15 protein-coding genes are annotated in these 25,018 nt (G+C 58.1%); 10 read left to right on the top strand and 5 right to left on the bottom strand.

The annotated features are described in order from the left end of the window. Window positions 1–19 precede the first annotated feature (19 nt). Entirely contained in the window at window positions 20–3,256 is a 3,237-nt protein-coding gene (locus tag QZ170_RS01670) for a S41 family peptidase (protein WP_297176226.1), read from the top strand. Window positions 3,257–3,349: 93 nt separating this feature from the next. On the opposite strand, the gene QZ170_RS01665 is transcribed toward QZ170_RS01670, so the two are convergent. The 4 genes from QZ170_RS01665 to QZ170_RS01650 all read right to left on the bottom strand — a co-directional run bounded on the left by QZ170_RS01665 (window position 3,350) and on the right by QZ170_RS01650 (window position 10,459). Continuing rightward, window positions 3,350–4,651 carry a DUF4302 domain-containing protein gene (locus tag QZ170_RS01665; RefSeq protein ID WP_297176224.1) on the bottom strand — a complete coding sequence of 434 codons (1,302 nt, stop codon included), beginning with the start codon at window positions 4,649–4,651 and terminating at the stop codon, window positions 3,350–3,352. Window positions 4,652–4,664: 13 nt separating this feature from the next. Next, entirely contained in the window at window positions 4,665–5,699 is a 1,035-nt protein-coding gene (locus QZ170_RS01660) for a putative zinc-binding metallopeptidase (RefSeq protein ID WP_297176222.1), read from the bottom strand. 66 nt (window positions 5,700–5,765) lie between these two features. After that, a complete protein-coding gene (locus QZ170_RS01655) occupies window positions 5,766–7,331 on the bottom strand; it encodes a RagB/SusD family nutrient uptake outer membrane protein (protein ID WP_297176221.1) in 1,566 nt (521 codons plus the stop codon). Between the two features lie 26 nt (window positions 7,332–7,357). Further along, window positions 7,358–10,459 carry a SusC/RagA family protein gene (locus tag QZ170_RS01650; RefSeq protein WP_297176219.1) on the bottom strand — a complete coding sequence of 1,034 codons (3,102 nt, stop codon included), beginning with the start codon at window positions 10,457–10,459 and terminating at the stop codon, window positions 7,358–7,360. Between the two features lie 584 nt (window positions 10,460–11,043). Here QZ170_RS01650 and proS point away from each other — a divergent pair. The 9 genes from proS to QZ170_RS01605 all read left to right on the top strand — a co-directional run bounded on the left by proS (window position 11,044) and on the right by QZ170_RS01605 (window position 21,346). Next, window positions 11,044–12,522: a proline--tRNA ligase gene (proS, locus tag QZ170_RS01645; RefSeq protein ID WP_297176217.1), complete on the top strand. Its 1,479-nt coding sequence runs from the start codon at window positions 11,044–11,046 to the stop codon at window positions 12,520–12,522. 31 nt (window positions 12,523–12,553) lie between these two features. Next, a complete protein-coding gene (queF, locus tag QZ170_RS01640) occupies window positions 12,554–13,024 on the top strand; it encodes a preQ(1) synthase (protein ID WP_297176215.1) in 471 nt (156 codons plus the stop codon). Next, window positions 13,021–13,902, top strand: a complete 882-nt coding sequence (locus QZ170_RS01635) for a diacylglycerol kinase family protein (protein ID WP_297176214.1) — start codon at window positions 13,021–13,023, stop codon at window positions 13,900–13,902. Before queF ends, QZ170_RS01635 begins: the two co-directional genes overlap by 4 nt. Window positions 13,903–14,090: 188 nt before the next feature. After that, entirely contained in the window at window positions 14,091–14,315 is a 225-nt protein-coding gene (locus QZ170_RS01630; protein ID WP_297176212.1) for a hypothetical protein, read from the top strand. Continuing rightward, window positions 14,312–14,755 (top strand): nucleoside deaminase, encoded by a 444-nt coding sequence (locus QZ170_RS01625; protein ID WP_297176211.1) that lies wholly within the window; start codon window positions 14,312–14,314, stop codon window positions 14,753–14,755. The genes QZ170_RS01630 and QZ170_RS01625 overlap by 4 nt, the downstream gene beginning before the upstream one ends. Before the next feature lie 1,325 nt (window positions 14,756–16,080). After that, entirely contained in the window at window positions 16,081–17,451 is a 1,371-nt protein-coding gene (locus QZ170_RS01620; RefSeq protein ID WP_297176209.1) for an alpha/beta fold hydrolase, read from the top strand. Between the two features lie 120 nt (window positions 17,452–17,571). Then, entirely contained in the window at window positions 17,572–18,072 is a 501-nt protein-coding gene (locus QZ170_RS01615) for a flavodoxin (protein WP_297176207.1), read from the top strand. Window positions 18,073–18,199: 127 nt separating this feature from the next. After that, window positions 18,200–19,867, top strand: coding sequence for a C69 family dipeptidase (locus QZ170_RS01610; protein WP_297176205.1), 1,668 nt, complete (start codon window positions 18,200–18,202; stop codon window positions 19,865–19,867). Window positions 19,868–20,116: 249 nt separating this feature from the next. Next, window positions 20,117–21,346, top strand: a complete 1,230-nt coding sequence (locus QZ170_RS01605; protein WP_297176203.1) for a pitrilysin family protein — start codon at window positions 20,117–20,119, stop codon at window positions 21,344–21,346. Window positions 21,347–21,459: 113 nt separating this feature from the next. On the opposite strand, the gene QZ170_RS01600 is transcribed toward QZ170_RS01605, so the two are convergent. Then, window positions 21,460–24,270 carry a TonB-dependent receptor gene (locus tag QZ170_RS01600; protein WP_297176201.1) on the bottom strand — a complete coding sequence of 937 codons (2,811 nt, stop codon included), beginning with the start codon at window positions 24,268–24,270 and terminating at the stop codon, window positions 21,460–21,462. Window positions 24,271–25,018: the final 748 nt, after the last annotated feature.

The following is a 25,018-nucleotide window of genomic DNA, read 5'->3' as shown; positions in this document are numbered from 1 at the left end:
CTAAATCATACATCATACTATGGTACGAAAGACCCTCTTCACCCTTACGCTCCTCTGCTCAGCCTCGCTCGTGAGCTTGGCCCGAGAGGAGCGTCCCCTATGGCTTCGCCACCCTGCGATCTCGCCCGATGGGACGAAGGTTGCCTTTACCTATCAGGGTGACCTCTACACCGTCCCTACCTCTGGGGGCGATGCCCAGCGCCTCACCTCGGGTAGCGCCTATGAGTGCCACCCCGTCTGGTCGCCCGATGGGAAGCAGATCGCCTTCACGAGTGACCGAAATAACAGCGGGACGAACATCTACATCATCTCTGCCACGGGGGGCGAAGCTCGCCAGCTGACCACCCACTCGGGGACGGAGATCCCCTATGCCTTCACACCCGATGGCGCCCATGTGCTCTTCAAGGCACATATCCAGGATCCTGCCCACTCCGCCCTCTTCCCTACCTCTATCTTGACTGAGGTCTATCGGGTATCCGTCCGAGGAGGGGCACGCCCCGAGCTCCTACTAGCTACGCCCGCAGAGGCAATCAGCATGAGTGCGGATGGTCGACGCATCCTCTATCAGGACATCAAGGGCTTTGAGAACGAATGGCGCAAGCACCATACCTCCTCTGTGGCTCGTGACCTCGTGGAGTATGATCTGGACAAGAAGACCTACCGCTACGTCCTGCAGCACCCTGCGGAGGATCGCAACCCACTCTATGCTCCTGATGGGAAGAAGCTCTACTTCCTCAGTGAGCGAGGCGGAGGCTCGATGAATGTCTATGAGGGTGACCTCTCGGCAGGTAGCACCGAGGCGAAGGCTCTCACTCGCCTCAAAGGTGACCCCGTACGTTTCCTATCTGTGTCGAAGGGTGGGCTACTGGCCTTCGGCTACGCTGGTGAGCTATACACCCTGACCCCAGGCAAGGAACCCCAACGCATCTCTGTGCGCATCACCAAGGACAGGGAGAGTGACGAGCAGCTCCACCTCTCTATGTCTCGCTCCCTAGGCTCCTCGGCGGTATCACCAGATGGGAAGCAGATCGCCTTCCTCTCACGTGGGGATATATTCGTCACTTCGGCAGACCATAGCACGACGAAGCAGGTGACTCATGGCTCGTTCACGGGTCGTGGGATGACCTTCGGAGCGGACAACCGCACACTGGTCTATGCCTCTACGAAGGAGGGCTCTTGGGAACTCTATCGGGCACGCATCGGACGTAGTGAGGACCCCAACTTCCCCAATGCAACGAATATCATTGAGGAGAAGCTCTCCCTCGGGGTGAAGGGGGAGAAGATGTACCCTCAGTTCTCTCCCGATGGCAAGGAACTCGCCTTTGTGCTGGATCGCTCCAAGCTGATGGTTTATAACCTGCAGACGAAGCAACTGCGTACCATCACCGACGGCTCCCAGCACCACGAACGCTCGGGAGGCATAGACTACACTTGGTCTCCTGATGGACATTGGTTCGCTCTGCAGTATGTCGCTCGGGCACATGCCCCCTATAGTGATATCGGGATTGTGAGCGCAGAGGGAGGGAAGCCTGTCTTCAACATCACCAATAGCGGCTACTTCAACACCTCCCCACGTTGGTCTCAGGATGGCAAGGCTCTTACCTATATGACCGACCGCTATGGGATGCGTAACCACGCCTCATGGGGCTCGGAGAATGACGTGATGATCGTCTTCCTCACCCGCAAGGGGTACGAACGCTACCGCATGACCGATGAGGAGCGTGAGCTCCTGGACGAAGCAGAGAAGCAGGCCAAGGCGAAGGCTAAGACCGACTCCACCAAGACCACTAAGGCCAAGCCCGAGCCTGTACAGCTCGAGCTCGAGGGGATAGAGGATCGCATTGTCCGCCTTACTCCTAATTCCTCTTCGCTCGCAGACGCTATGCTCTCTCCTGACGGGAAGAAACTCTATTACTTTGCTTCCCACGAGGGTGGCTATGACCTTTGGGTACATGATCTCCTCAAGCACAAGACCCAGCTACAGAAGAAGCTCGACCTAAGCTCTCCCTTCTTTGACAAGGACAAGGAGGGCAAGACACTCTTCATCCTCGGCAGTAGTCCCCAGAAGCTCGACCCGAAGAATGACGCGCTGAAGGCGATCACGATCACGGGCTCTCGCTCCATCGACCGCGTTAAGGAGCGTGAGGCGATGTACGAGGAAGTCGTACGTGAGGAGGCGGCTCGCTTCTACCGTACAGATATGCATGGTGTGGACTGGGCACAACTGACGAAGCACTACCGCCAGTTCCTCCCCCACATCACCACGAGCCAAGACTTCGCCGAGATGCTTAGCGAGCTACTTGGCGAACTGAATGTCTCGCACACGGGGGGACGCTATCGAGCCTCGGGCTCAGCCTTCCCCACGGCAGAGCTCGGGCTCTTCCTCTCCTCACCCAGCCGAGGGGATGGGCTACGTGTGGATGAGGTCGTAGTAGGAGGCCCCTTTGACGTCTCCTGGAGCCGTCTCCGAGCTGGTGCGCTCATCACGGCGATCGATGGCACACCGATCAAGGAGGGGCAAGACTACTTCCCGCTACTCAATGACAAGGTCGGCAAGCGTGTCCTCGTCACGTTCCGTACGGCAGGGGGAGAGACCATCGAGGAGGTCATTCGCCCTATCTCTCAGGGTGCGCTCTCCTCACTCCTCTACAAGCGTTGGATCCGTCAGCGTGCTAGCGAGGTCGAGCGCCTCTCGGGTGGACGTCTAGGCTATGTCCATATCCCTTCGATGGGAGACCCCAGCTTCCGTAACGTCTATTCCGATGTCTTGGGTAAGTATTATGGTAAGAAGGGGATCGTCATAGACATCCGCTACAATGGTGGGGGAAGGCTCCACGAGGATCTCGAGGTATTCTTCTCGGGCAAGAAGTATCTCCAGCAGGTCGTCCGTGGTAAGGACTACTGTGAGATGCCCAGCAGACGATGGAACCACCCCTCCGTAATGGTCACCTGCGAAGCCGACTATAGCAATGCTCACGGTTCGCCTTGGGTCTATCAGCACCAGGGCATAGGGAAGGTCGTAGGGATGCCCGTACCAGGCACTATGACGAGCGTCAATTGGGATACACTCCTAGACCCAGCACTCTACTATGGGATCCCAGCCGTAGGCTATCTGACTGCTGATGGCAAGTATCTGGAGAATACCGAGATGATCCCAGATGTCGTTGTGCCACTAGAGCCACACAAGGTGCTTCAGGGACACGACACACAGCTCGAGCGAGCCGTAGAGGTCTTGCTTAGCGAAGTGAAGAAGTAGCAGCGAGACTACCTCTGCAAAAGATTAGCCCCCTTCATCCGACACGTATCGGATGAAGGGGGCTAATCTTTGGCTCGGATCTACCGGCTGAGCTTAGGCAGAGTAGGGATAGAGGTAGAGCCAGTAGTCTGCGTCTGTCGTACTCTGCAGGTAGTAATAGTAGGTAGCGCCACCGTCATCGGTGTAGGCGGTGATGGTGTAGGGAGCCTTAGAGCGAGGCCCCTCGACGATAGGCATGATGGCGCTGTAGAAGTACCAGCCCGAGGAGTCGTTACCATCCCTCAGTAGGATATCCACCTGTGTCGGGTCTGCCCCTACACCGACGAAGTCTACTTCGTAGCTGGCTCTATTGTAGTACCCTTGGGTCGTCATAATGCCCGAGGTCATGACCATAGTGTTGTGGCTGTCGTTACCTCTTAGGTTCACCCCGAGGTCGGCAGCGGTGAAAGCTCCCCAGTAGCCTGTGGTCTGCAGTGTGCCACGTCCTGTGCGTGTCAGGGCATTCTTGGCACGGGTAAGGTGCTGGAGCATCTTGGGGGACACAAAGCCCGTCTCTGCGTAATAGACGAAGGTCTTCGTGGCGAAGTCTAGGGGAGGGTTTACTATGGTCGTCTGGATACTCCCATCGGTACTCTGTAGCTGGGTATCATCGCTACTGAGCACGAGCTCACTGAGGGTAACACCCCCTAGGGTCACGGGCTGATAGAAGCGAAGGCCTCGGGAGGTGTAGACGAAGGGGGCACGTACGGTCGTCCCTCCCTCTGGCGTGAACTCTATCTGGCGGTAGCCCGGATGCAGGCGAAGGGCTACCGTGCCTGCCGTACCTATAGTCACCGAGGTAAGCCCCGCTGTGCGAAGAAGGCGAGAGACCCGCTGGATAGCCGTGATCTCTGTCGCAGGATCTGAGCCGAAGGGGACGAGGGTCATCCGTGTGCCCTGCTTACGTCCCTCCAGGAGGATGGTGTCACCCTTTATCTCTTTCAGCAGGAGCTCAAAGTCACCACCTCGGGCGGAGCGGAAGTACTCCGAGGACTTACTGAAATGTAGCAAGGCATCGTTGAAGGTGGAGAAGCATAGTGTCGGCTGGTCTATCGTCGTGACGTCATAGAGCGAGGTCACCGCCGTGGGGTGTAGCTCGGTAAGTCCGGTGACCTTCCCCCCCTCGAAGTGGACGAAGAAGTTGTAGCCCCCATAGCGCAGACGGCTGTCTGGCCAGTAGGTGAGGAGCCAGTAACCCTTGTTGCCCTCTAGGCGGTCGGTGTACTCACGTAGCACCTCACGTGTACGTTGGGATGCTTCGCCGAGGTCGCTGAGCTTGTCGGCCGAGGAGCAGGACGGCATCAGGCTAGAGGTGAGGGCGAGCCCCACGAGGAGGCTCATGTAGTATCTCTTCATAGGTCAATAGGGCTTAGTGGATGATGGTGAAGTCTTGGCGGGCAAACTCGGGGTACCGCTTCTGGACATTACTCCGCAGCAGATCCATGTCTAACCCCCACTGCCGTGTCATGTATTCCTTGATGATGGCGAGCTTGCGTTCGATGAGCACCTTCCCCGAGGAACTAGCTCCCGAGGGTGTCACATCCGCCTCCTGCATCTTCACCGCCCACTCCTCGGGGGTAAGGATGATGTAGTGGGCGAAGAGCTCGGCGAAGTCCTCGTGAGGCTCCTGGCTCGCATAGTTGCTGATGAAGCCGTATTGGATGGAACGTTTGCCGTTGCGTGTCCACCAAGTCGTCCACGTACCCCCCTTATAGTCTAGCGAAGTAATCTTGTCGAAGTCTGTGGTAGGCTCTACCCTCTGGTGGAAGGTATGGGCAGACTCATGATAGATCGTACGCAGGTAGGAGGTGCGCAGGGTGGTGATGTAGGACTGGTTCGTCCGCTTGATCTGCGCATCCAGTTCGTTGTATCGGGCGACGCTGGTAGCATCGGTCTTGCCTTGTAGGGCTTCCCGCTCGGCATAGAGTGCCTTTAGGGTGGGGAAGTCAAGATGGTTGATGTCCATGAAGACGATCTTGATCCCGTTGATCGTTGATGCTAGCGTGTAGGTGTTGCTAGGCGGGGGATTGTACCCATAGTAGCCCGTGAGGATGAGGGCCTGGGGGGAGAACTGCCTGACGAAGGCCTTGCTCGTGGTCTCGACATAGGGCTCGAGGAAAAGGTAGCGCAGGACATTGACGAACTGCAGGCTATTCTCCGCTCGTGCCGGTGAGGTGACCCACCCACGACCTATCTCGTATTCCCGATAGCGGTAGAGTACCTCTATATTGTAGGGGCGGGAGAACTGTTCCTCGATATACTTATCCAGCTCGGACTGGTGCTCCGGGGTACGTACGACACTCTCTTTGGAGAGGTCGCTGTCGGCACCCTTGCAGGCCGAGAGGGCAAGGCTAGCCAGAGCGATCAGGGATAGCTGGCGAAGCCTACGGGGGATGCTATTCATATCTGTATCTTGGTAGGGGATGTGGGGCTCGCTCGTCGGAGCCGTGGATGAGTGGGGTGGCGGGGCTTAGGGACGATTGGGCTTCATGCCTTTGGATATAGCATTCTGAGGAATCTCCAGTGCTGTATGATCGTCCCAGCTGGTGAGGGTCTTTGCGACCGAGACGTTGCCCCTATTGCGTGCGTCATGTACATAGCGGGGTACCTCGATGCCATAACGCTTGATGTCTATCCAGCGCAGTCCCTCGTGCAGCGTAGCTATACGGCGACACTGTAGGACCTGATGCAGGATCATCTCCTGAGTCTCTCCCCCGGAGAGTGCGAAGCGAGGGTGAAGGGTCTTCTTGATCGTCGGTGCGTCTGCCGTGCTGTAGGCTAGGGCTTTGTAGAAGTCGACGATCTGAGCCTCCGTGAAGGTCTTGTCACTTACCTTTAGGTAGGCGGAGGTCCAGGCATTGAGGTCCTGGATAGCCCCAGCATTGTCCCCACGAAGCACCTTAGCCTCGGCACGGACGAGCAGGGTCTCTTCGTAGGAGAAGGGCACGACGATCGTGTTGCTCGAGTTGCTCGTGTAGGTGGGGTACTTGGACTGATTGATGATGTCTCTGAAGTTGTACACCGGGGAGATGAAGGGCTCCTGCCAGTAGTCGTTCTGTGGGCTCGTGGTCTTCGACCAAATGTTGCTTGCTAGGAGGGTCTCGGTAGCTGCTCGGTGGCAGTGCGAGAAGCGACGCTCCTTCGCATTGGAGAAATAGCTGCGGATCCCCGAGGTGACTGGGAGCAGGAGGAAGTTGGCACTCGTCGTGGTACGGCTATAGAGCTTGGCATAGGCATCCTCGGTCTTTGCTCCGACGACGGATGCGTTCTGGAACTCTGACCAGTCCCGTGGGCTCTTGCCCGTGAGAGCTACGTCTGCCGCAGCGATGGCCTTGTCCCACTCCTCGTGATAGAGGTAGAAGCGAGCAGCGAAGGCATATGCCGCACTCCTATTGAAGTGATAGATAGGTTCGCTGTAGTAGCTGTCGGTGATCAGTGGGAGCCCCTCCTGTAGATCCCGAGCGATGGCAGCGTAGACCTCGGAGACGGTGTTGCGGGTGTACTTCGGGTCCAGCTCCGTCTCGGGCTTGGTCACGTACGGTACACCTAGGTCGGTGGGGCTGGACTGAGTGTTGTAGTGCTTGGCGAAGACATTGACCAGCACGAAGTGGGCGTAGGCCCGACAGAGCAGTGCTTCCCCTCGATGAGGGGCTAGGGCAGAGGTGTTGCCCAGCTGATCGATGACCTCCAGAGCCTTATTAGCATGGGCAATCGCCTTGTAGTGCGCCTCCCAGATGGCACGTAGTCCGTCTGCCGTATTGTACTCGGGCGTATCATCCCAGTAGGCGAAGCCCAGCTGGAAGTTGGTATAATTCGGGTTGTCCGTCCCGTAGTCATCTATATTGTCGCTGGAGAGCTCTGAGACCAAGGTCGGGGTAGCCGTAGGGTAAGCGTTGATGAGGAGTCTTCGGACGAGTTCGGGGGAGTTCACCGTGACCCGATCATCGGGTTGCTTGTCCAGCAGACCATTACAAGAGGAGAGGACAGCAGGTAGGATGAGGGCGATGATGAGGGCAAGTGCCTTATACTTGTTCATAGGGGATAGCCTTCTGAGGGTGAGGATTAGAGCCCGACACGTAGGGTCAGGATCAGCTGCTTAGGCGGTACCATAGAGGATAGGTACATGTACTCGGGGTCGTCGCCACGTAGACGGCTGTCCGAGTAGAGGAGCATGAGGTTCTGCGCCTGAAGCTTCAGAGAGAGACTGCGCACTGGGGTGCGACGGAGGAACTGCCGTGCGAAGGTGTATTCGAGGGAGACCTCCTTGAGGCGCACGAAGTCCGTCTTGGCTGTCCGTGCGTCCGAGAGATTGTAGGCCGTATAGGCATTGGTGATATTGTCTCGCCCGTATTCTTGGTAAGCGTAGTTGCTGGGGATGCGGGGGATATTCGTCTTGGCCTCATCCCCGGGACGTACCCAACGATCGACGAGGTCACGGGGTAGAGCTCGGATGTCATCCATCGGAGTGATGTAGCGTCTACGTGTGACAGCTCCGAACTGGTAGCTGAGGTTGATCGATAGGGCTAGTCCTCCATAGCGGAGGATGTTGGTGAGGGAACCGAGATCGGTCGGTACCAGCGTCCCACTATAGCGTAGCGAGCTGACGTCGGTGCTCTGGAAGTTGAAGTCTCCGAGGGTCTCCGCACCACGATCGTTGAGGAGGCGAGGCATCCCCCGATCCGTCAGCCCTAGGAAGGGAATAGAGAAGACCGAGGAGAGCGGGTAGCCCTGATAGGAGAAGCCCGAGATGTCCGTCATCGTCTTCACTGTGGGGCTAGTGAGTAGCTTGGTGATACGATTAGTCTTATGTAGGTAGGAGAAGCCCGTCTGCCAGGTGAAGGTCTTCGTGCGGATGTTAGTGGACATGAGCTGGAGCTGTAGACCCGAGGAGCTCAGCTCCGCCACATTACCCCGCTTGTCTACCTCACCCCCGACGCCCTGTGTGTAGATGGGGCCGACGAGGTCATAGCTGCGACGAGTGTACCAGTCTACCGTGGCCGAGATGCGGTTCTTGAAGGCCGAGGCCGAGGCTACGAAGCTCAGCGTACGCGTCTTCTCATAGGTCAGGCCGTGGTTCGCTAGGTTCTTGATGGTGAGCCCGATCTCCTTGGAGTTGGGTCTCCAGGGGAGGTCGGCATAGATGCGCTCTAGGGAGTTGGAGACCGATGGGTTGTCCGCCACCAGGCCATAGGAGACCTTGAGGGAGAGGGAGGAGAGAGGGCGCAGGCTGGGGAAGAAGGCTTCCTTGTGGACAGCCCACCCGAGCTCTACATTCCACGTAGGGAGCCAACGGATGTAGCGCGAAGGGCCAAACTTGTTGCTGGCATCGAAGCGAAGAAGACCGACCAGCGAGTAGCGTTCGTCGTAGCTATAGGAGACCTGCGTGAGGAAGTCTACGTTGTTGTCTACACCGTTCTGTATGGTGTAGTAGTTGCTCCCCTTCTCGTAGAGCCGCTTGAAGGCCTCGGGGATGAAGTAGGCCTGCCCCCCGAGGTCGAAGAGGACACCGTAGTTGAGGTTCGTATTCGTCTCCGTAGAGCCAACGTCTACCCCGATCTCCCCTAGGGCTCGTAGCTGATGACGGCCAAAGGTCTCGTGGTAGTCTAGGTTGAGCTTGTAGCTGGTCAGGAAGCGCTGTCGGAGCTTGTTCTCCCTGATACCTCCCTCGGGGAGGATGGACATCGGGAGGGCAAAGGGATTGTCTGGGTCGGTGTAGAGGTTCTTGTTGTTGCTACGTATATAAGTAGACTGCATGGCTCGCATGGAGCGGGCGAGGATGGACTGCTCGGTATTGTCAGCGAAGGTGACGGTATTCGTGTACTTCAGGTCGGTGACGAAGGAAGCCTTGAGCTGCTTCATCACGTCCCAGACGATCGAGCCCTGGATAGAAAGATATTGCTGGGTCTTGTTCTTGCGGTTGGCACGCAGCTCGTCGAAGATGTTGAAGGGGACGTAGTCCCGTGTGTAGGAGTCTCGGGGAGCGAGGGCTCGGCTGGTCGTAGCTGCATACTTGACGGGAGACTCGCCAGACTCCTCGCTCGTAGCGTACTCCCCGATGAGCTTTAGCCCGACACGGACGTTCTGCAGGAGGCGGTAGTCGGCGGAGATATTCCCCGAGTAGGTATTGGCCTTGTCGGCGATGGTCCAGCCTGGGTCTACACGGGCAGTCAGTGAGGCAAAGAAGTTGGTCCTGCTCGTCCCCCCGTTGAAGCTGAGGGTGTGCTGGTGTATGATCGAGTTCTGATAGAGCTCCTTGAACCAATCGGTATTCCTGCGCTCAGCTGCACGGAGGAATGCCGCACGAGAGGCGACGTCATTCGTCAGCAGGGGGTTGCCCGAGGCGTCGGTCTTCCCGAAGAGCTCATACATCTGTCCGATGAGCCCTAGATCCTTCTTCGTCCCCATCTCATGGATAGGGAAGAGGCCAGCGTCTACCATATCCTGTATGAGGGATACGTGCTGCTGCGAGTTCATGATATTGATATTGTTGTAGGAGGGGATAGGGCGCCAGGTGAACTCCCCCGAGTAGTTGAGTGACTGAGAGCCCCCCGAGCCCTGCTTGGAGGTGATCTCGATGACCCCTGCAATCCCCCTCGGGCCGTAGGCGGAGGTCTCGGTGGAGCTCGTCAGGATGCGTACGCGCTCTATATTGTCGATGCTGAGCCCCGGGACCTTGGCGGCGACGACCTGCTTGGCATTGGCCCCGATGAAGTCTTCGATGCTACCATAGTCACTACCGAGGATCACCCCATTGAGTACCCAGAGGGGCTTGGCACTGCCCAGGATGGAGGTCGCACCACGGGAGCCGGTGGAGAGGGTCATCTCCTCGGCGGGGGCTGTGGCGGTGGTGTCCGTAGGGGTGGTGTGGCGGAGGCTATCTAGGCTCAGCTGTACGTCTAGGGTGCGCCCCGTGGGCACGACGATGCGACGGCTGTAGCCACGAAGGGCGAACTCTAGTGCTTGCCCTTCGTTTAGCTCGATGATGTATAGCCCTTGGTCGGTTGTTTTGGTTCCTCGGCTTGTACCTTGGATGGTTATTTGCACTCCTGCGAGGGCTTCACGCCGTACTCCGGTGACCTTGCCCGCGACTTGCAGTGTCTGTGCCCACGTATCCATCCCCGAGAGGAGAAGGAGGAGCACGAACACGAATGATTTAATCTTCATGCAGCAATCTTTCTAATAATGCGCTACGAAATTAAGCTTTTTTCTCCTACCTCTCCACGCTCTGAGGCGCTAAGTGTGTAAATATGCCGTCTTTGGGGACTGCTCTAGGGGATGTGTGTGCCCGAGGGGCAGGGCTGACGCATGAAATCACTATAGTGCGAGGGCAAGGTCGTGAGGGAGTACACGCCGAAGATAGAAGTATCCGTGTCCTAGGCTAGATATACCCAGCGAATACCTCCTACCTAGGAGGGGTGAGTATACACGTGTGTACACTACTGTATACCCACGTGTACACAACAGTATACACGCGTGTACACAAGTGCGCTCTAAGTATCTCCCCTCTAGGGCTTGCTTGTAGGTCTATTCCTTGGGGATAATTACGTAGGATCTCTAGTGATGGGCTAAGGCTCCCTGGGATATGAAATGATACCCCCGAAGATCCAAGGGCAGGAGTGTGCGAGCGAGATCATGCGTCGGCCCTGGTCTGAGGGGGGGATGGGGAGAGGTGTGCTCCTAAGGGGCTTTCTAAGGCTTTTTGTACCTTTGTGACTCAAAGTAACATAGATAAGACATCTAAGACAATAATGGCAAAGGAACTCAAGGAGCTTACCCCTCGCAGTGTGGACTACTCACAGTGGTACCAAGACCTAGTGATCAAGGCTGATCTGGCCGAGAGCTCAGCGGTACGTGGCTGTATGGTCATCAAACCCTATGGCTACGCTATATGGGAGAAGATGCAGCGTCAGCTGGATGATATGTTTAAGGAGACGGGACACTCTAACGCTTACTTCCCGCTCTTTATCCCGAAGAGCTTCCTAAGCCGTGAAGCTGACCACGTCGAGGGCTTCGCCAAGGAGTGCGCTGTCGTGACCCACTACCGTCTGAAGACCAGCCCCGATGGGGGTGTCGTCGTCGATCCCGAGGCTCGCCTAGAGGAGGAGCTCATCGTGCGCCCTACCTCAGAGACGATCATCTGGAATACGTACAAGGGCTGGATCCAGTCCTGGCGTGACCTCCCTATCCTATGCAATCAGTGGGCGAACGTCGTACGCTGGGAGATGCGTACCCGTCTCTTCCTACGCACAGCAGAGTTCCTCTGGCAGGAGGGCCATACGGCACATGCTACCCAGGCCGAGGCCGAGGAGGAAGCGATGCGTATGGTGAATGTCTATGCAGACTTCGCTCGCAACTATATGGCGGTACCCGTGCACGTCGGGGTAAAGAGTGCCAACGAGCGCTTCGCCGGTGCCGTAGAGACCTATACCATCGAGGCGCTGATGCAGGATGGCAAGGCGCTACAGAGTGGGACGTCACACTTCCTCGGGCAGAACTTCGCCAAGGCCTTTGACGTCACCTTCACCAACAAGGAGGGACAGCAGGAGCTCGTCTGGGCTACCTCCTGGGGGGTATCTACCCGCCTCATGGGTGCGCTCATTATGAGCCACTCGGATGACAACGGTCTTGTCCTCCCCCCGAAGCTCGCCCCCTATCAGGTCGTCATCATCCCCATCTACAAGAGCCTAGAGCAGCGTGATGAGATCACCCGCTATATCCAGCCCCTAATCAGTGAGCTGAAGAGTCGTGGCATCAGCGTGCGCTACGACGATGCCGATAATAAGAAGCCCGGCTGGAAGTTCTCCGAATATGAGCTCAAGGGGGTACCCGTACGTCTCGCCCTCGGTGGACGAGACATGGAGCAGGGTACGATCGAGGTCGCCCGCCGTGATACCCTCACCAAGGAGACCCTCCCCTACGAAGGGATTGCAGACCACGTCGCTCAGCTCCTAGACGACATCCAAGCCAATATCTACCAGAAGGCGCTCGACTACAGAGAGCAGCATACGATCACGGTAGACAGCTACGAGGAGTTCAAGGAGAAGATCGAGGAGGGTGGCTTCATCCTCGCCCATTGGGATGGTACGCCCGAGACCGAGGAGAAGATCAAGGCTGAGACCAAGGCCACTATCCGCTGTATCCCCCTCCTCGGCGACAAGACCCCAGGCAAGTGTATGGTCACTGGCAAGCCCTCTGCCCAGCGTGTCCTCTTCGCCCGTGCTTACTAATCACCCCCATCCCTAGACCCATCAGATCACTATGGCAAGTATCAGAGACGGCGAGAACGAACTCTCCATCCTCGGGCGCAAGACCGAGTACCGGCAGGACTATGCCCCCGAGGTGCTCGAGGCCTTCACCAACAAGCATCAGGAGGGGGACTACTGGGTGCGCTTCCACTGCCCCGAGTTCACTAGCCTCTGCCCCATCACCGGGCAGCCCGACTACGCGACCATACACATCAGCTACATCCCCGACGTGAAGATGGTTGAGAGCAAGAGCCTCAAGCTCTACCTCTTCAGCTTCCGCAATCACGGTGCCTTCCACGAGGACTGTGTGAATATCATCATGAAGGATCTGATCCAGCTGATGAACCCTCGCTACATCGAGGTCCTCGGGGACTTTACCCCCCGAGGAGGGATTAGCATCCTCCCCTTCTGCAACTATGGTCGCCCCGGCACGAAGTACGAGGAGCTGGCCGCCCAACGCCTAGCCTCCTACCCCGTACGATGAAGAAGGCACTGGCCATCATCAACCCCATCTCGGGTACAGGCTCCAAGAAGAGCCTGCCCGAGCTCCTCGGGCGTGCCTACTCCGACCTCCCCTATGAGCTCTTCCTCACCTACACCAAGGAGGCGGGGCACGGCTACGAGCTCGCTCGCCGTGCGGCTAGCGAGGGCTACGACCACGTCATAGCTGTAGGGGGTGATGGTACAGTGAACGAGGTCGCCCGTGCCCTGAGGCATACCGATACCGCCCTAGGCATCCTTCCCAAGGGCTCGGGTAACGGCCTAGCACGTGCTGTCGGCCTCTCCATGTCCACTGACGGAGCAATCAAGGCGCTCGTCTCGGGGCGACGTATCGCCATCGACTGCTGCGAGGTGGAGGGGATCCCCTTCTTCTGCACCTGCGGGATGGGCTTCGACGCTGCGGTCAGCAAGCAGTTCGCCGAGGCAGGTACCCGAGGCCCCGTGACCTACCTGCAGACGATGATCAGGGAATACGCTCGCTTTAGCCCCGACACCTATCGGGTGACTCTGGGCGAAGGGGAAGAGACACTAGAGACCGAAGCCTTTGTCCTCGTCGTAGCCAATGCTTCGCAGTATGGCAACAATGCCTACATCGCTCCCGAGGCAGACCTTAGTGACGGCCTCCTCGACCTCGTCCTCATCCGCCCCTTCAGTCCTATAGAGGCTCCCATCGTACTCGGGGATCTGATGCGTCGGCGCCTCGGGGGAAACAAGTACTACAGCGCCCAGAAGACGACTCAGGTCTGTATCGAGCGGAGCCAGCCCGGCCCCGTGCACGTCGATGGTGAGCCTCTCGAGTTGGGTACGACGCTCCGAGTCAGCCTGCACCACCGAGCCCTGCAGGTGATCGTCCCTGCCTAGGCGGGACACCTCTCCCCTCACTTCCACGGGCTCCTTCCCGTAGCCCGCAAGCTTGTCCCCATCGGGAGCGTAGCCCTTCGTTCCGCCCCTCTTTGGGCGCTCCACCCTACCATTACTGCCCCCAGCCTCCTCCCCTTCGCCGTTCATTCTGCCCCCTCTCCTTCCCCTGATTTGTCTTTCTTATCTCCATGGCCAAGAAGCGTCGTACTGCCCCTCCCCCCGAGAGGCGAAGGCACTGCCTGAATGTCCTTCTCAACGATCGGGAGTACAAAGCGATCCTCGATCACTGCTCCCAGCACCATATCACCAACCGCTCCAGTTGGCTCCGCTCCGTGATCATCTCAGAGGTGCTGCGGGAGCATGAGCGCAATGCCCCGATGCTCTTCGGCGAGGAGGAGATGTGCAGACCATGACCTACACACCCGAGGAAGAGCGCTATATGCGCCTGGCCCTAGAGGAGGCTGAGCAAGCCTACGAGGAGGGAGAGATCCCCATCGGCGCCGTCGTCGTCTGTGCTGGACGAGTGATCGCCCGTGCTCACAATAGTGTGGAGCGCCTCGGCGACCCTACGGCTCATGCCGAGCTCCTTGCCATCACCTCTGCTACCGAAGCCCTCGGGGGGAAGTACCTCCAGGGATGTACGCTCTACGTGACGATCGAGCCCTGTACGATGTGTGCAGGTGCCCTCTTTTGGTCTCGGGTAGAGCGTGTTGTTTATGGGGCAGGCGAACCGAAGTTCGGCTACCTCCTTCACGCTCCGAAGCTCTTTCCCCGAGGCGTTCGCCTCGACCGAGGGCTCCTCGAGGACGAAGCCCGAGCGCTCATGCAGCGCTTCTTCCAGTCTCGCCGCTAGCGCCTGTAGGGCTTTCTCCCCACCCATTTGCACCCCTTGCCAACCCGCCTCGTAGCGGGCTTCTCGGTAACATCGTCCCCGTCACCTATGTAAGGTGACGGGGACGATGTTTACTAGTCCACCCGAGGGTATATTATATCTAGTGTATGAGCCCTCTCGGAATAGCCGTGATGGCGGGTATAGGGGTAGGGTAGTATAGGGGATGAGCCCAATAGGTCTTAGGTGCAATAAGACCAATAAGACCAATAAGACCAATAAGGCAGCCTGCGAAGTCCTCCCCCAAGATAGCTAGGTCGGGCTAGCTCATATAGGACTAGGTCAGTATGGGCTATGCAGGACTAGGTCGAGCTAGGTCGGGGAGTAGTATGCATAGGGTAGGATAGCTCATATATAGCACTAGGCGCGGGAGTGCTATAGTCGTAGGCAGGTAGGGCTAGTAGTGGGTAGTCTAGCCGACGGTAGGGTCGGTGATGGTAGTGTAGCCTAGCCGGTGATGGGGCGCCTGGTCGGTGGTGATAGTGTCGTCTAGCCGGTGGTAGGGTCGGTGCTGGTAGTGTCGTCTAGCCGGTGGCGGTAGTGCCGTCTAGCCGGTGGCGGTAGTGTCGTCTAGCCGGTGGCGGTAGTGCCGTCTAGCCGGTGGTGATAGGGTTGTCTGGTCTGTGGTGATAGCGTAGTCTAGCTGGCGGAGATAGGGTCGTCTGGCTGGTGACGGTAGTGTAGTCTGGTCGGTGGTGGATAGGGTAGTCTGGCCGGTATGGTAGCGTCGTCTGGTCGGTGGTGGATAGGGTAGTCTGGTCGGTGGTGGATAGGGTAGTCTGGTCGGTATGATAGCGTCGTCTGGTCGGTGGTGGATAGGGTAGTCTGGTCGGTGACGGTAGTGTAGTCTGGCTGGCGGAGATAGCGTAGTCTGGCTGGTGGTGGTAGTGTAGTCTAGCTGGTGGTGGCAGGATATAGATAGCCGGTGGTGGTGTGAGTAGGGGCTGTAGGGTAGGGGGCTGGCTCTAGTGGCTGTCTACCCTCACGGGGGGCTCACACTCACCCTTTGGGGGTGATGTTCGGCGGAGCCTATTAGACCTATTGGACTTATTAGCCCTATAGCCCTATAGCCCCTATACCCCTATAGCCCTATCAGCCCCTATAGCCCTGTCTCACCTAGCCGACTAGCTGGGGTGAGCCGCGGGACAATCATCGTGCTATCGGGAGCACCCTGGGACGGATGCTATGGATAGTGGGAAAAAGTTAACTTTGTGGGTGGACGAGGTGGCTAATGGTCACCTTGTTACGTTACTCACATCTAGTCTAACCATTATCTATAGATACGACCGATGAAGTACAGAAAAACAATCCTCCTTACCCATGTCCTCCTCCTCGGGGGACTCATGGTACAGGCGCAGACCAGCCTCCGTGGAGACTGGCAGGGCACACTGCGCTTACCTATGGGGTCTCTACGCCTCATCCTTCACCTCAACCAAGACGAGCAGGGCAAGTGGCAGGGTGCCCTCGATAGCCCCGACCAAGGTGCCTACGGCCTACGGGTCGATGAGGTACAGGTGGAGGGGGACAGCCTCCTATTGACTAGCCATCTGCTCCAGATTCGCTACCTCGGCCTGAGGGATGCCTCGGGCAAGATCCTCGGGACACTGACCCAGGGAGGTGCGGAGCTACCCCTCACTCTCGAACGCAAGAGGGAGGCCACAGAGCCCCTTCGTGCTGATACCATCGCCTCCCCCTACCGCCAGCAGGAGCTTCAGATCCCTATCCCCGGGACGAAGGTTACGCTCTCGGGTACCCTCTCCCTACCCACTACAGAGCGTCCCCCGCACGCCCTCGTCGTCCTAATCACGGGGAGCGGGCCTCAGGATAGGGATGAGACGATACTGGGGCACAAGCCCTTCCGCCACATCGCCGATACGCTCCTCTCGGCAGGCTATGCAGTCTTCTGCTACGATGACCGAGGGGTGGGGAAGAGTACTGGGGTCTTCATGGACTCGCACCTCTCCGACTTCGTGCAGGATGCTACTGCAGTCGTCCGCAGGCTACACGCAGAGCCGAGCCTTCGGGGGACGAAGATCTACCTACTCGGGCACAGCGAGGGTGCCTATGTCGCAGCCCAAGTCGCTCGCCGAGAGTCTCTGGTCTCGGGGGTGATCTCGCTCGCTGGCCCGACCTTTGCCCTAGACCGTGTCCTGCTGGATCAGATGGATGCCTTGCTCGAGCTCTCTGGAGCGAGTGAGGACCAGCGACGCAAGCTCGGTCGGGTGAACGCTCAGGTCTATGCCCTGATGAAGGACAAGCACCTCACCCTAGACGAGGTGAAGGCCAAGGCTCGCAAGGTGCTTGAGTCCCATCAGGAGTACCTCGGGAATGGACAGAGTATCGAGGCTATCCTCGGTCAGCTCACCCCCTACCTACGGGAGCTCCTGAGTCAGGATGTCTCGGCGGTCTGGCGAGACCTTCGTGTCCCCGTCATCGGTATCTATGCGGATCTGGATAAGCAAGTCCTGCCGATCAACGCACGGGAGCTCCAGCGCCTCCTCCCACGGGCACGTGTGCAGGTCTTCCCTGGCTACAATCACCTCTTCCTCCCGACACAGAGTGGCTCTCCACTAGAGTATGCACGCCTCCCCCAGGGCTTTAGTCCCGAGGCGCTCAGCTACCTACGTCAGGAGCTAGACCGCCTGCGTGTGGTCCAGTAGCCCCGAGTGCCCTAGGCTTAGGCGAGGGTAGTATCCGGTGTGGTATGAGGTAGACGTGGGATAGTTTGCTATCTTTGTCAATGAAAACTTAATCACTAACACTAATACACTTATATCGTAATGAGTAAGATCGGTATTTTCTACGGCTCCTCTACAGGCTCGACCTCTGAGGTAGCCCAGCGCCTAGGCAAGGCTCTAGGTGCAGAAGCTAACCTCTATGACGTAGCTAGCGTAGATGCTTCGGAGGTAGCAGGCTTTGACGTCCTCCTCCTCGGCTCCTCTACCTGGGGTATCGGAGACCTACAGGATGACTGGGAAGACTTCCTGCCCAAGCTCGCTGAGCAGAACCTAGCAGGTAAGAAGGTTGCCCTCTTCGGTTGTGGGGATGCGGACAGCTACCCTGACAGCTTCTGCGAAGCTCTTGCCAAGCTCAAGGAAGGCCTCCAGAGCACGGGCTGCACCTTCATCGGTGCTTACGAGCCCGAGGGCTACAGCTACGACGCTACGGAGACAGAGCAGGATGGCAAGCTCATCGGCCTATGCCTAGACGAGGCTAATCAGTCTGACCTGACCGACGAGCGCATCGAGAAGTGGGTAGCGCTCCTGCAGAGCGAGCTCTAACGATCCCTCGCCCGACCCATTTATTTTGTACCCCTCACACCGACGTATCGTCTGGTGTGAGGGGTATTTTTTATATCTTTATGGTGGTTAAGTAGTTTACTCTGTAACACAACAAATACATCGACCTATGAAACAATTCGCTCTCCTCGGAGCCTGCGCTCTGGCTACAGCCCTGCTCCTGCCACAGCCCTCCTCTGCCTGCTCTGACCTCATCGTCGGGAAGAAGGCTTCGGCTGACGGCTCCGTCATGGTAAGCTATTCGGCTGACTCACACACCCTCTATGGCGACCTCGTCCACTACCCCTCCAAGGCCTGGGGCAAGGGTCTCATGCTGGAGGTACACGAGTGGGACACGGGCAAGCCTCTCGGCTTCATCCCTCAGGCTGCCGTCACCTACAACGTCATCGGGAACATGAACGAGCACCAGGTGGCCATCACCGAGAGTACCTGGGGGGGACGCAAGGAGCTCTCTGACCCCAAGGGGATCATGGACTACGGGAGCCTCATCTATATTGCTCTCCAGCGCTCGCAGTCCGCTCGCGAGGCCATCCGTGTGATGACCGACCTCGTACGTGACTATGGATACTATAGCTCGGGCGAGTCCTTCACCGTAGCCGACAAGAACGAGGTGTGGATCCTAGAGATGATCGGCAAGGGTCCCAACAAGAAGGGTGCCGTATGGGTAGCTATCCGCATCCCCGACAACGCGATCAGCGCACACGCCAATCAGGCTCGTATCCACAAGATCCCCTTCGGCGACAAGGAGAACTGTATGTATGAGAAGGATGTCGTCAAGCTTGCTCGTGAGAACGGCTGGTATACGGGCAAGAGCGACAAGGACTTCGACTTCCAGAAGGCTTATAACCCCTACGACTTCAGTGGCCTCAGAGCCTGCGAAGCTCGTGTGTGGAGCTTCTTCCGCTCCTTCGACAAGGGGATGGATAAGTACACCAAGCTCGTACAAGGTGACGTGAACGAGGAGCCCATGCCCCTCTATATCGTCCCCGATCGCAAGGTGACGCTCGATGATGTCCGCCGTGGTATGCGCAACCACTATGAGGACACCCCCCTATCCATGACCAACGACCCCGGGGCAGGTGCCTACAAGGTCCCCTACCGCTGGCGTCCTATGACCTTCAAGGTCGATGGCAAGGAGTACGTCAATGAGCGTGCTATCGCCACACAGCAGACGGGCTTCGTCCTCATCGCTCAGCTCCGTAGCTGGCTACCCGATGTGATCGGGGGGATCCTATGGTTCGGCGTGGACGATGCCAATACCGCCGTCCTTACCCCCATGTATGCCTCTATCACCTCTGTCCCCGAGTGCTACCGCCGTGGTAATGGGAGCATGACGCAGATGAGCTGGACCTCAGCCTTCTGGATCCATAACTGGGTAGCCAATATGGCCTATCACCGCTATGAGCCCATGATCCAGGATATCCGCCCCGTACAGACAGCACTGGAGTCGAGCTTCAATGATCTGGTGAAGACCACCGACGAGTATGCCCTCGCCCTGATGAAGACCGAGCCCTCCCGTGTCTCCGACTACCTCACCCGTGTCTGCGACAAGGTGGCTAACGAGACCACAGCCCGCTGGAAGCAGCTAGGTGAATACCTCCTAGTGAAGTACATGGACGGGAACGTGAAGAAGGAGAAGGACGGGAAGTTCGAAGAGAATGGCTATGGCCAGATCGTCATGCCTAACTTCCCCGGCTACAGCAAGGAGTACTATGAGAGCATCGCACGCAGTGGCGAGGCTGAGCACCTTGTGGTTCCAAAGAAGAACGCTGAATAGCCCCCGCCCCTAAAGCTTCCCTACGGGGAGCCCACCTACCAGCCCCTGCCCTTGAGCCAAAGAGGCTCGGGGGTAGGGGCTCACCTTTCCCTTGGACTTCCCCGCCCGTCCCATCCGTGTAGCCTATGAGCTCCCTCTTCCCATCTCTTGTCCCGTGGCTCTTGTCCGATTACCTATGGGGGCTCTTGCTCTCCTCTGTCTCCCACTCATCCTCCTTGTTATCTTCCTCGCCTCTTACCCCACCACTCCATGCAGTATCAGACTGAGACCCATCCCTCGGGACTTCGTATCATCCTCTGCCATGAACCCTCTGCCGTGACCTACCTGGGCTTTGCCATCCGAGTGGGGACACGTAGCGAGCCAAGGCGATACTATGGGCTAGCCCATAGCATAGAGCACATGCTCTTCAAGGGGACACGCTTACGCACCGCTCCCCAGATCATCCACCGACTAGAGGCCGTGGGCGCAGAGATGAATGCCTATACGACCAAGGAGGAGACGATCCTCTACGTCGCTCTGCCTCGTCGCTTCGCTCATCGGGCTCTGCAGAGCCTCTTCGATATCGTACGTGGGAGCACCTTCCCCGAGGAGGAGTGGGCGAAGGAGCAGGAGGTGATCCTCGACGAGATCCGTTCGTATGAGGATAGCCCCTCGGAGCTGATTTTCGATGAGTTCGAGGATCAAGTCTTCCGTGGGCACCCCCTAGGGCATGCTATACTGGGTACGGAGGGGTCGGTCGGACGTATCGGGGTGGAGGTGCAGAGGCGGTTCTTCAGGGAGCATTACCGCCCAGAGGGGATGGTGCTCTTCGCTCAGGGAGACCTCTCGATGGAGGAGCTCACGGCACTCTGCTCACATTACTTCCCACAGGTGGCGACACCCCTCCCCACCCCCTCTGGGCAGGCTGGGGGGCTAACGCTCCCTGCGCCTCCCCTTAGGCGGGTCAGACGAAGGGATACTTCGCAGAGCCATGTCCTCGTGGGGCGTGCGGCCTACTCGGCCTTTGATCCTCGTCGGCTGGGGCTAAGCCTGCTGACGAATATCCTCGGGGGGACGGGGATGAATGCACGACTGAATATGGAGCTACGTGAGCGTCGGGGCTTGGTCTACAATGTCGAGGCAAGCTATACCCCCTACTCCGATACGGGACTCTTTTCGGTCTACTTCGGCTCTTCGCCCGAGGCAGAGGCAGAGGCTCTCGGGCTCGTCCTGCAGGAGCTGGAGCGGATGAGGCGAGAGCCCCTCTCCACGACTGAGCTCCAGGCTGCCCTCCTTCAGCTAAGAGGCCAACTGACGATCGCCTCGGACAACCGCGAGCAAGCCTTCCTATCCATGGGCAAGGCCTTCCTGCATCATGGCTACTACGAGAGCCAGCAGGAGCTGGAGCGTCGTCTGGAGCGTTTTACCCCCGAGGGCTTGCATGCGATCGCAGCGGAGATGTTCTGCCCCGAGGCCTTCCATCAGCTGATCTACCGCTAGGGCTTAGGGAGGAAGTCCATAGCCTTCTCCTGGTGGGGAATATAAAAAAGGTACTGCACCGCCGAATGCTCGGCGGTGCAGTACCTTTTTATAAGTAGGCGATGGTGCTAGCCCTACATGGGAGGAGGTCCTGGAGGACCCTGTCGCTTCATGTCGCTCCTAGAGCCACCCCCGCCGAAGCTGTCGAAGCGGTAGATGAAGTGCAGCATAGCATATCGCCCGAGCGTATTCGACTCTTCGGTGGTGATGCTCGTGGCGGAGATGTTGCGGTAGATGCTACGGCGAGAGTCTAGGAGGTCATAGCCCTTGAGGCGGAGCGTAGCCCGCTTGCCCTTGAGGAAGCTAAAGGAGATACCTGCATTCAGGAGCCACTGGTCATTCTCGAAGCCCGCCGCATAGCCCTGTGTCGTGGTGTAGGTACCATCGGCCTCGATGGCAAAGCCTAGGGGAAGGGTGAGGTTCATGTTTGAGCCGATGGAGTAGTCCTTGGTAGCTGTGGTGTTCACCGAGGTAAGGCTGTTGGTGGCATTGTAGTAGCCGAGCCCCCCACGGAGGTTGATGTCGAGGAAGGAGTTGCGGTAGTTCAGCGTCAGGTCTTCGTTGAGCCTGAGGGAGAGGGAGCGGTTCTCATCCCCATTGATGAAGGCGATCTGACGGATGAGCTCGTTGCGAGAGCCGAGACGTATGGAGAACTTCTTGCCGGGCAGTACCTGCGTGAAGAAGCCCCCGAGGCCAGCCATAGCGTTACCACTGACGTTGGTGTAGCCGATCTTCCTCACCCCCGTCGTGAGGTCATAGGTCGTGCGGGAGACGATGTCATTCTGCACATAGCGGGCGTGTCCGAAGAGGGCAAGTGAGGTCTGTGTCGCTGTCCAGAAGTTGTTGTACCGCCCGAAGAGGTTGTGCTGGAAGCCCGGGAGTAGGCTCTGGTTCCCCTCATAGACGACGAGGGGATTAGTCACGTCCTGCACGGGAGCCAGCTGGTCAGTGGTGGGCTGGAAGCTACGGCCAAAGTAGTCGATGCGCAGCTCTGTCGTGCGCTTGGGCTTGTAGGAGAAGCGTAGCGTCGGGGAGTAGTTGGTCGTAGAGCGGCGGATGCTACGAGCATTCGCGCCAGCCACTACGGTGTAGCTACTGAGGTTGGAGCGCTCGAGGTTCACTCCAGCCGTCAGGTCGTAGGTCGCTCCCTTCTTCTTGAGGGCAAGCCCCACCTGATGGGTGAGGAAGTCGGAGTGAAACTCGTTGCTGTATCGTGCATTCTCTACCGTGTACTTCCCCGAGAGGTCTGCGTCGAAGGCCTTTCGTTCGCTGAAGCTATTGACCCCCTTGATCTGATAGGTAGCTTGACCGAAGAAGCCCCTGCCAAGTGGCTCGACCCACCCTAGACGGATGCGGTACTCCCCGCTACGCTTGGTGCTCTCGATACGTTGGTCCACATGCTCTGTACCCGTAGCGGCACTGACGATGTCGGAGAGGTATGTCCCCGAGCCTAGCTCATTCGAGAGCGTCCCCGAGGCGGATAGCGTGAGGGTACGGCCACGATCAGAGAGACGGCGGCTCGCATCCAGCCTTAGGTCCCCGTCGGTCTGTGACTGAGAGGTGCGCTGACGTAGCGAGGAGGAGCTGATGAGGGCATTGGTGGCATCGTTGAGCATCTGCTCGTCAGAGGTGTAGGTGCCTAGCCCCTTGCCATAGTGGAGCTGAGGCGAGATGATGAGCTCGGTCAGCGAGTCGATCTTCCACTGGAAGCGGAAGTTGCCTGCGTAGGTGTCCTTGTCGTTGTACTCCGTGGTCTTGCCCGTCTGTGTAGTGGAGGACGAGGAGAGGATGTTTTGGATCGTGGAGGAGGTCGTCTTGTCCTTGGTGGTGTTCCCTGCTAAGAGGTTACCGCCGAGGATGAGGGAGGGCGTGAAGGTGTGGCTGAGGTTGCCCCCGAGGACCTTCGAGGTCTGTATCCCGTCGATCTGTCCCGGCATGCGCCCGCCTCCTCCGCCTGGGCCACGACGTCCTCCCGAGAGGCTGTACATGAAGCTCGCTTGACTGAGATCCTGCGCTATGTCGCTGAAGCCAGCGTTGTTCGTGTTGTTCATGCTCCCCAGCACGGTGAGCTGGTTGTCGCCGGTGAAGCGGTTGAGCATAGCACTGGCCTCATAACGCTTGTCCGTGCCACCCCCGACGAAGGCCGTGCCGAAGAGTCCACGCTTCTTACCCGCCTTGATGGTCAGGTTGATGATCGTCTCCTCGTTGCCGTCCGAGAAGCCCGACATGCGGGAGGCTTCGCTCTCCCGGTCTAGGACTTGCACTTTATCGACGAGCTCGGCGGGTAGGTTGTTAAGGGCTACCTTAGGGTCGCCCTCGAAGAAGCGTTTGCCGTCTACCATGATCTGCGAGACGGTCTTGCCATTGACGGTGACTTGTCCTTTCTCATCGACGCTTGCCCCGGGGAGCTTCTTCAGGAGCTCTATGATCGCTGCCCCCTGCTGTGTCGTGTAGCTGGTGGCGTTGTACTCGAGGGTGTCGCCCTTGACGACCACTTCGTTGGCCTTGGCTACGACCTGGACGTCGCTGAGGACGTGTCCATCCTCCTCGAGCGTGATCTTGCCCAGCTGGAGGTTCTTGTTGGTGATCTTGATCGGGCGTGTCTGCGCCTTGTAGCCGACGAAGGTGATGCGTAGGGTGTAGGAGCCCTGAGCGACGTTGCGCAGGACGAACGAGCCGTCCTTGCTGCTGGTGATCCCACCCTTGAGCTTGCCGTCTGGTAGCAGGAGGCTAATCGTGGCCGAGGGGAGGGCTTCGCCCGCCTCATCGAGGATCGTCCCTGATATACTGTGTGTCGTCTGCTGGGCTCGTAGGCCGAGGCTCGGCGGGGCGAGCAGGAGTAGCAGTAGGAGGAGCCGGCGTAGGGCTCGGAGTGGATAATACATAAGTGAGCTTCCTTTTTCTATACTCTTTTTGTTGGTTAGAGGTGCTTGCGGGGGAGATGTTTAATAAGGGGGGTGCTGTGGAGGGGGCTTCCTTCTCTTTTCTCGTTTTACGTTAAGATAGGAGGTGTTGTTTAAATAAATTTATTTAATTTTGTACTGCATCTGGGTGTGTAGCGTTTCCTATATGTGGGACGTGTGTCCTAGAGTAAATATATTGACTTGGTCTGGCGAGGGGGGCACCTTCTAGGTTACGGGGAAGATTGCGTTTGGTGTTCGTAGTGTGGTAAGGTGTTACTTCCGCAGGCCATATGGGAGGCTGTACAGCTGGATCCGTCCAGTGGTGCGGCCTCCTTCCTTTTTCTCTCTGATACTCAGACTCCTTAGCTCCATGATCTGCCCGCCTTCCTCGGTGCTTCTCCTCCCCCTTCTCCCCCGACGCCCTATGCTTCGCTACGGGCTGGACGCACCCGCCCATGTATCGGGGGATAGGTGCGCTGAGCCCGCTGAGGGTGTGCTAGGTGGTGGGGGCGCCTCCGCGCTTAGAGCCTAGGGGGGCACCCTAATCGCCGTAGGGATGCGTCTTGCGGTCGGGCTAAGGGGGATAAATGGGTGCGAGAGGGTGTGATAAAGGATAAAAGGAAGAGAGAGACAGCAGGTGGGTGAAGCCCCATACTGCTATCTCTCTTCTTTCATTCTGTGGTGCCACCAGGAATCGAACCGGGGACACAAGGATTTTCAGTCCTTTGCT

Source organism: uncultured Porphyromonas sp. (assembly GCF_905372525.1).
Taxonomy (GTDB): domain Bacteria; phylum Bacteroidota; class Bacteroidia; order Bacteroidales; family Porphyromonadaceae; genus Porphyromonas.
Note: the sequence above shows the minus strand (reverse complement) of the source record. Positions and strands in the feature narration are given on the sequence as shown.

Excerpts from the sequence above, each read along its gene's own strand:
- QZ170_RS01670 (WP_297176226.1), top strand. The coding sequence starts at position 20 with ATGGTACGAAAGACCCTCTTCACCCTTACGCTCCTCTGCTCAGCCTCG.
- QZ170_RS01665 (WP_297176224.1), bottom strand. The coding sequence starts at position 4,651 with ATGAAGAGATACTACATGAGCCTCCTCGTGGGGCTCGCCCTCACCTCT.
- QZ170_RS01660 (WP_297176222.1), bottom strand. The coding sequence starts at position 5,699 with ATGAATAGCATCCCCCGTAGGCTTCGCCAGCTATCCCTGATCGCTCTG.
- QZ170_RS01655 (WP_297176221.1), bottom strand. The coding sequence starts at position 7,331 with ATGAACAAGTATAAGGCACTTGCCCTCATCATCGCCCTCATCCTACCT.
- QZ170_RS01650 (WP_297176219.1), bottom strand. The coding sequence starts at position 10,459 with ATGAAGATTAAATCATTCGTGTTCGTGCTCCTCCTTCTCCTCTCGGGG.
- proS (WP_297176217.1), top strand. The coding sequence starts at position 11,044 with ATGGCAAAGGAACTCAAGGAGCTTACCCCTCGCAGTGTGGACTACTCA.
- queF (WP_297176215.1), top strand. The coding sequence starts at position 12,554 with ATGGCAAGTATCAGAGACGGCGAGAACGAACTCTCCATCCTCGGGCGC.
- QZ170_RS01635 (WP_297176214.1), top strand. The coding sequence starts at position 13,021 with ATGAAGAAGGCACTGGCCATCATCAACCCCATCTCGGGTACAGGCTCC.
- QZ170_RS01630 (WP_297176212.1), top strand. The coding sequence starts at position 14,091 with ATGGCCAAGAAGCGTCGTACTGCCCCTCCCCCCGAGAGGCGAAGGCAC.
- QZ170_RS01625 (WP_297176211.1), top strand. The coding sequence starts at position 14,312 with ATGACCTACACACCCGAGGAAGAGCGCTATATGCGCCTGGCCCTAGAG.
- QZ170_RS01620 (WP_297176209.1), top strand. The coding sequence starts at position 16,081 with ATGAAGTACAGAAAAACAATCCTCCTTACCCATGTCCTCCTCCTCGGG.
- QZ170_RS01615 (WP_297176207.1), top strand. The coding sequence starts at position 17,572 with ATGAGTAAGATCGGTATTTTCTACGGCTCCTCTACAGGCTCGACCTCT.
- QZ170_RS01610 (WP_297176205.1), top strand. The coding sequence starts at position 18,200 with ATGAAACAATTCGCTCTCCTCGGAGCCTGCGCTCTGGCTACAGCCCTG.
- QZ170_RS01605 (WP_297176203.1), top strand. The coding sequence starts at position 20,117 with ATGCAGTATCAGACTGAGACCCATCCCTCGGGACTTCGTATCATCCTC.
- QZ170_RS01600 (WP_297176201.1), bottom strand. The coding sequence starts at position 24,270 with ATGTATTATCCACTCCGAGCCCTACGCCGGCTCCTCCTACTGCTACTC.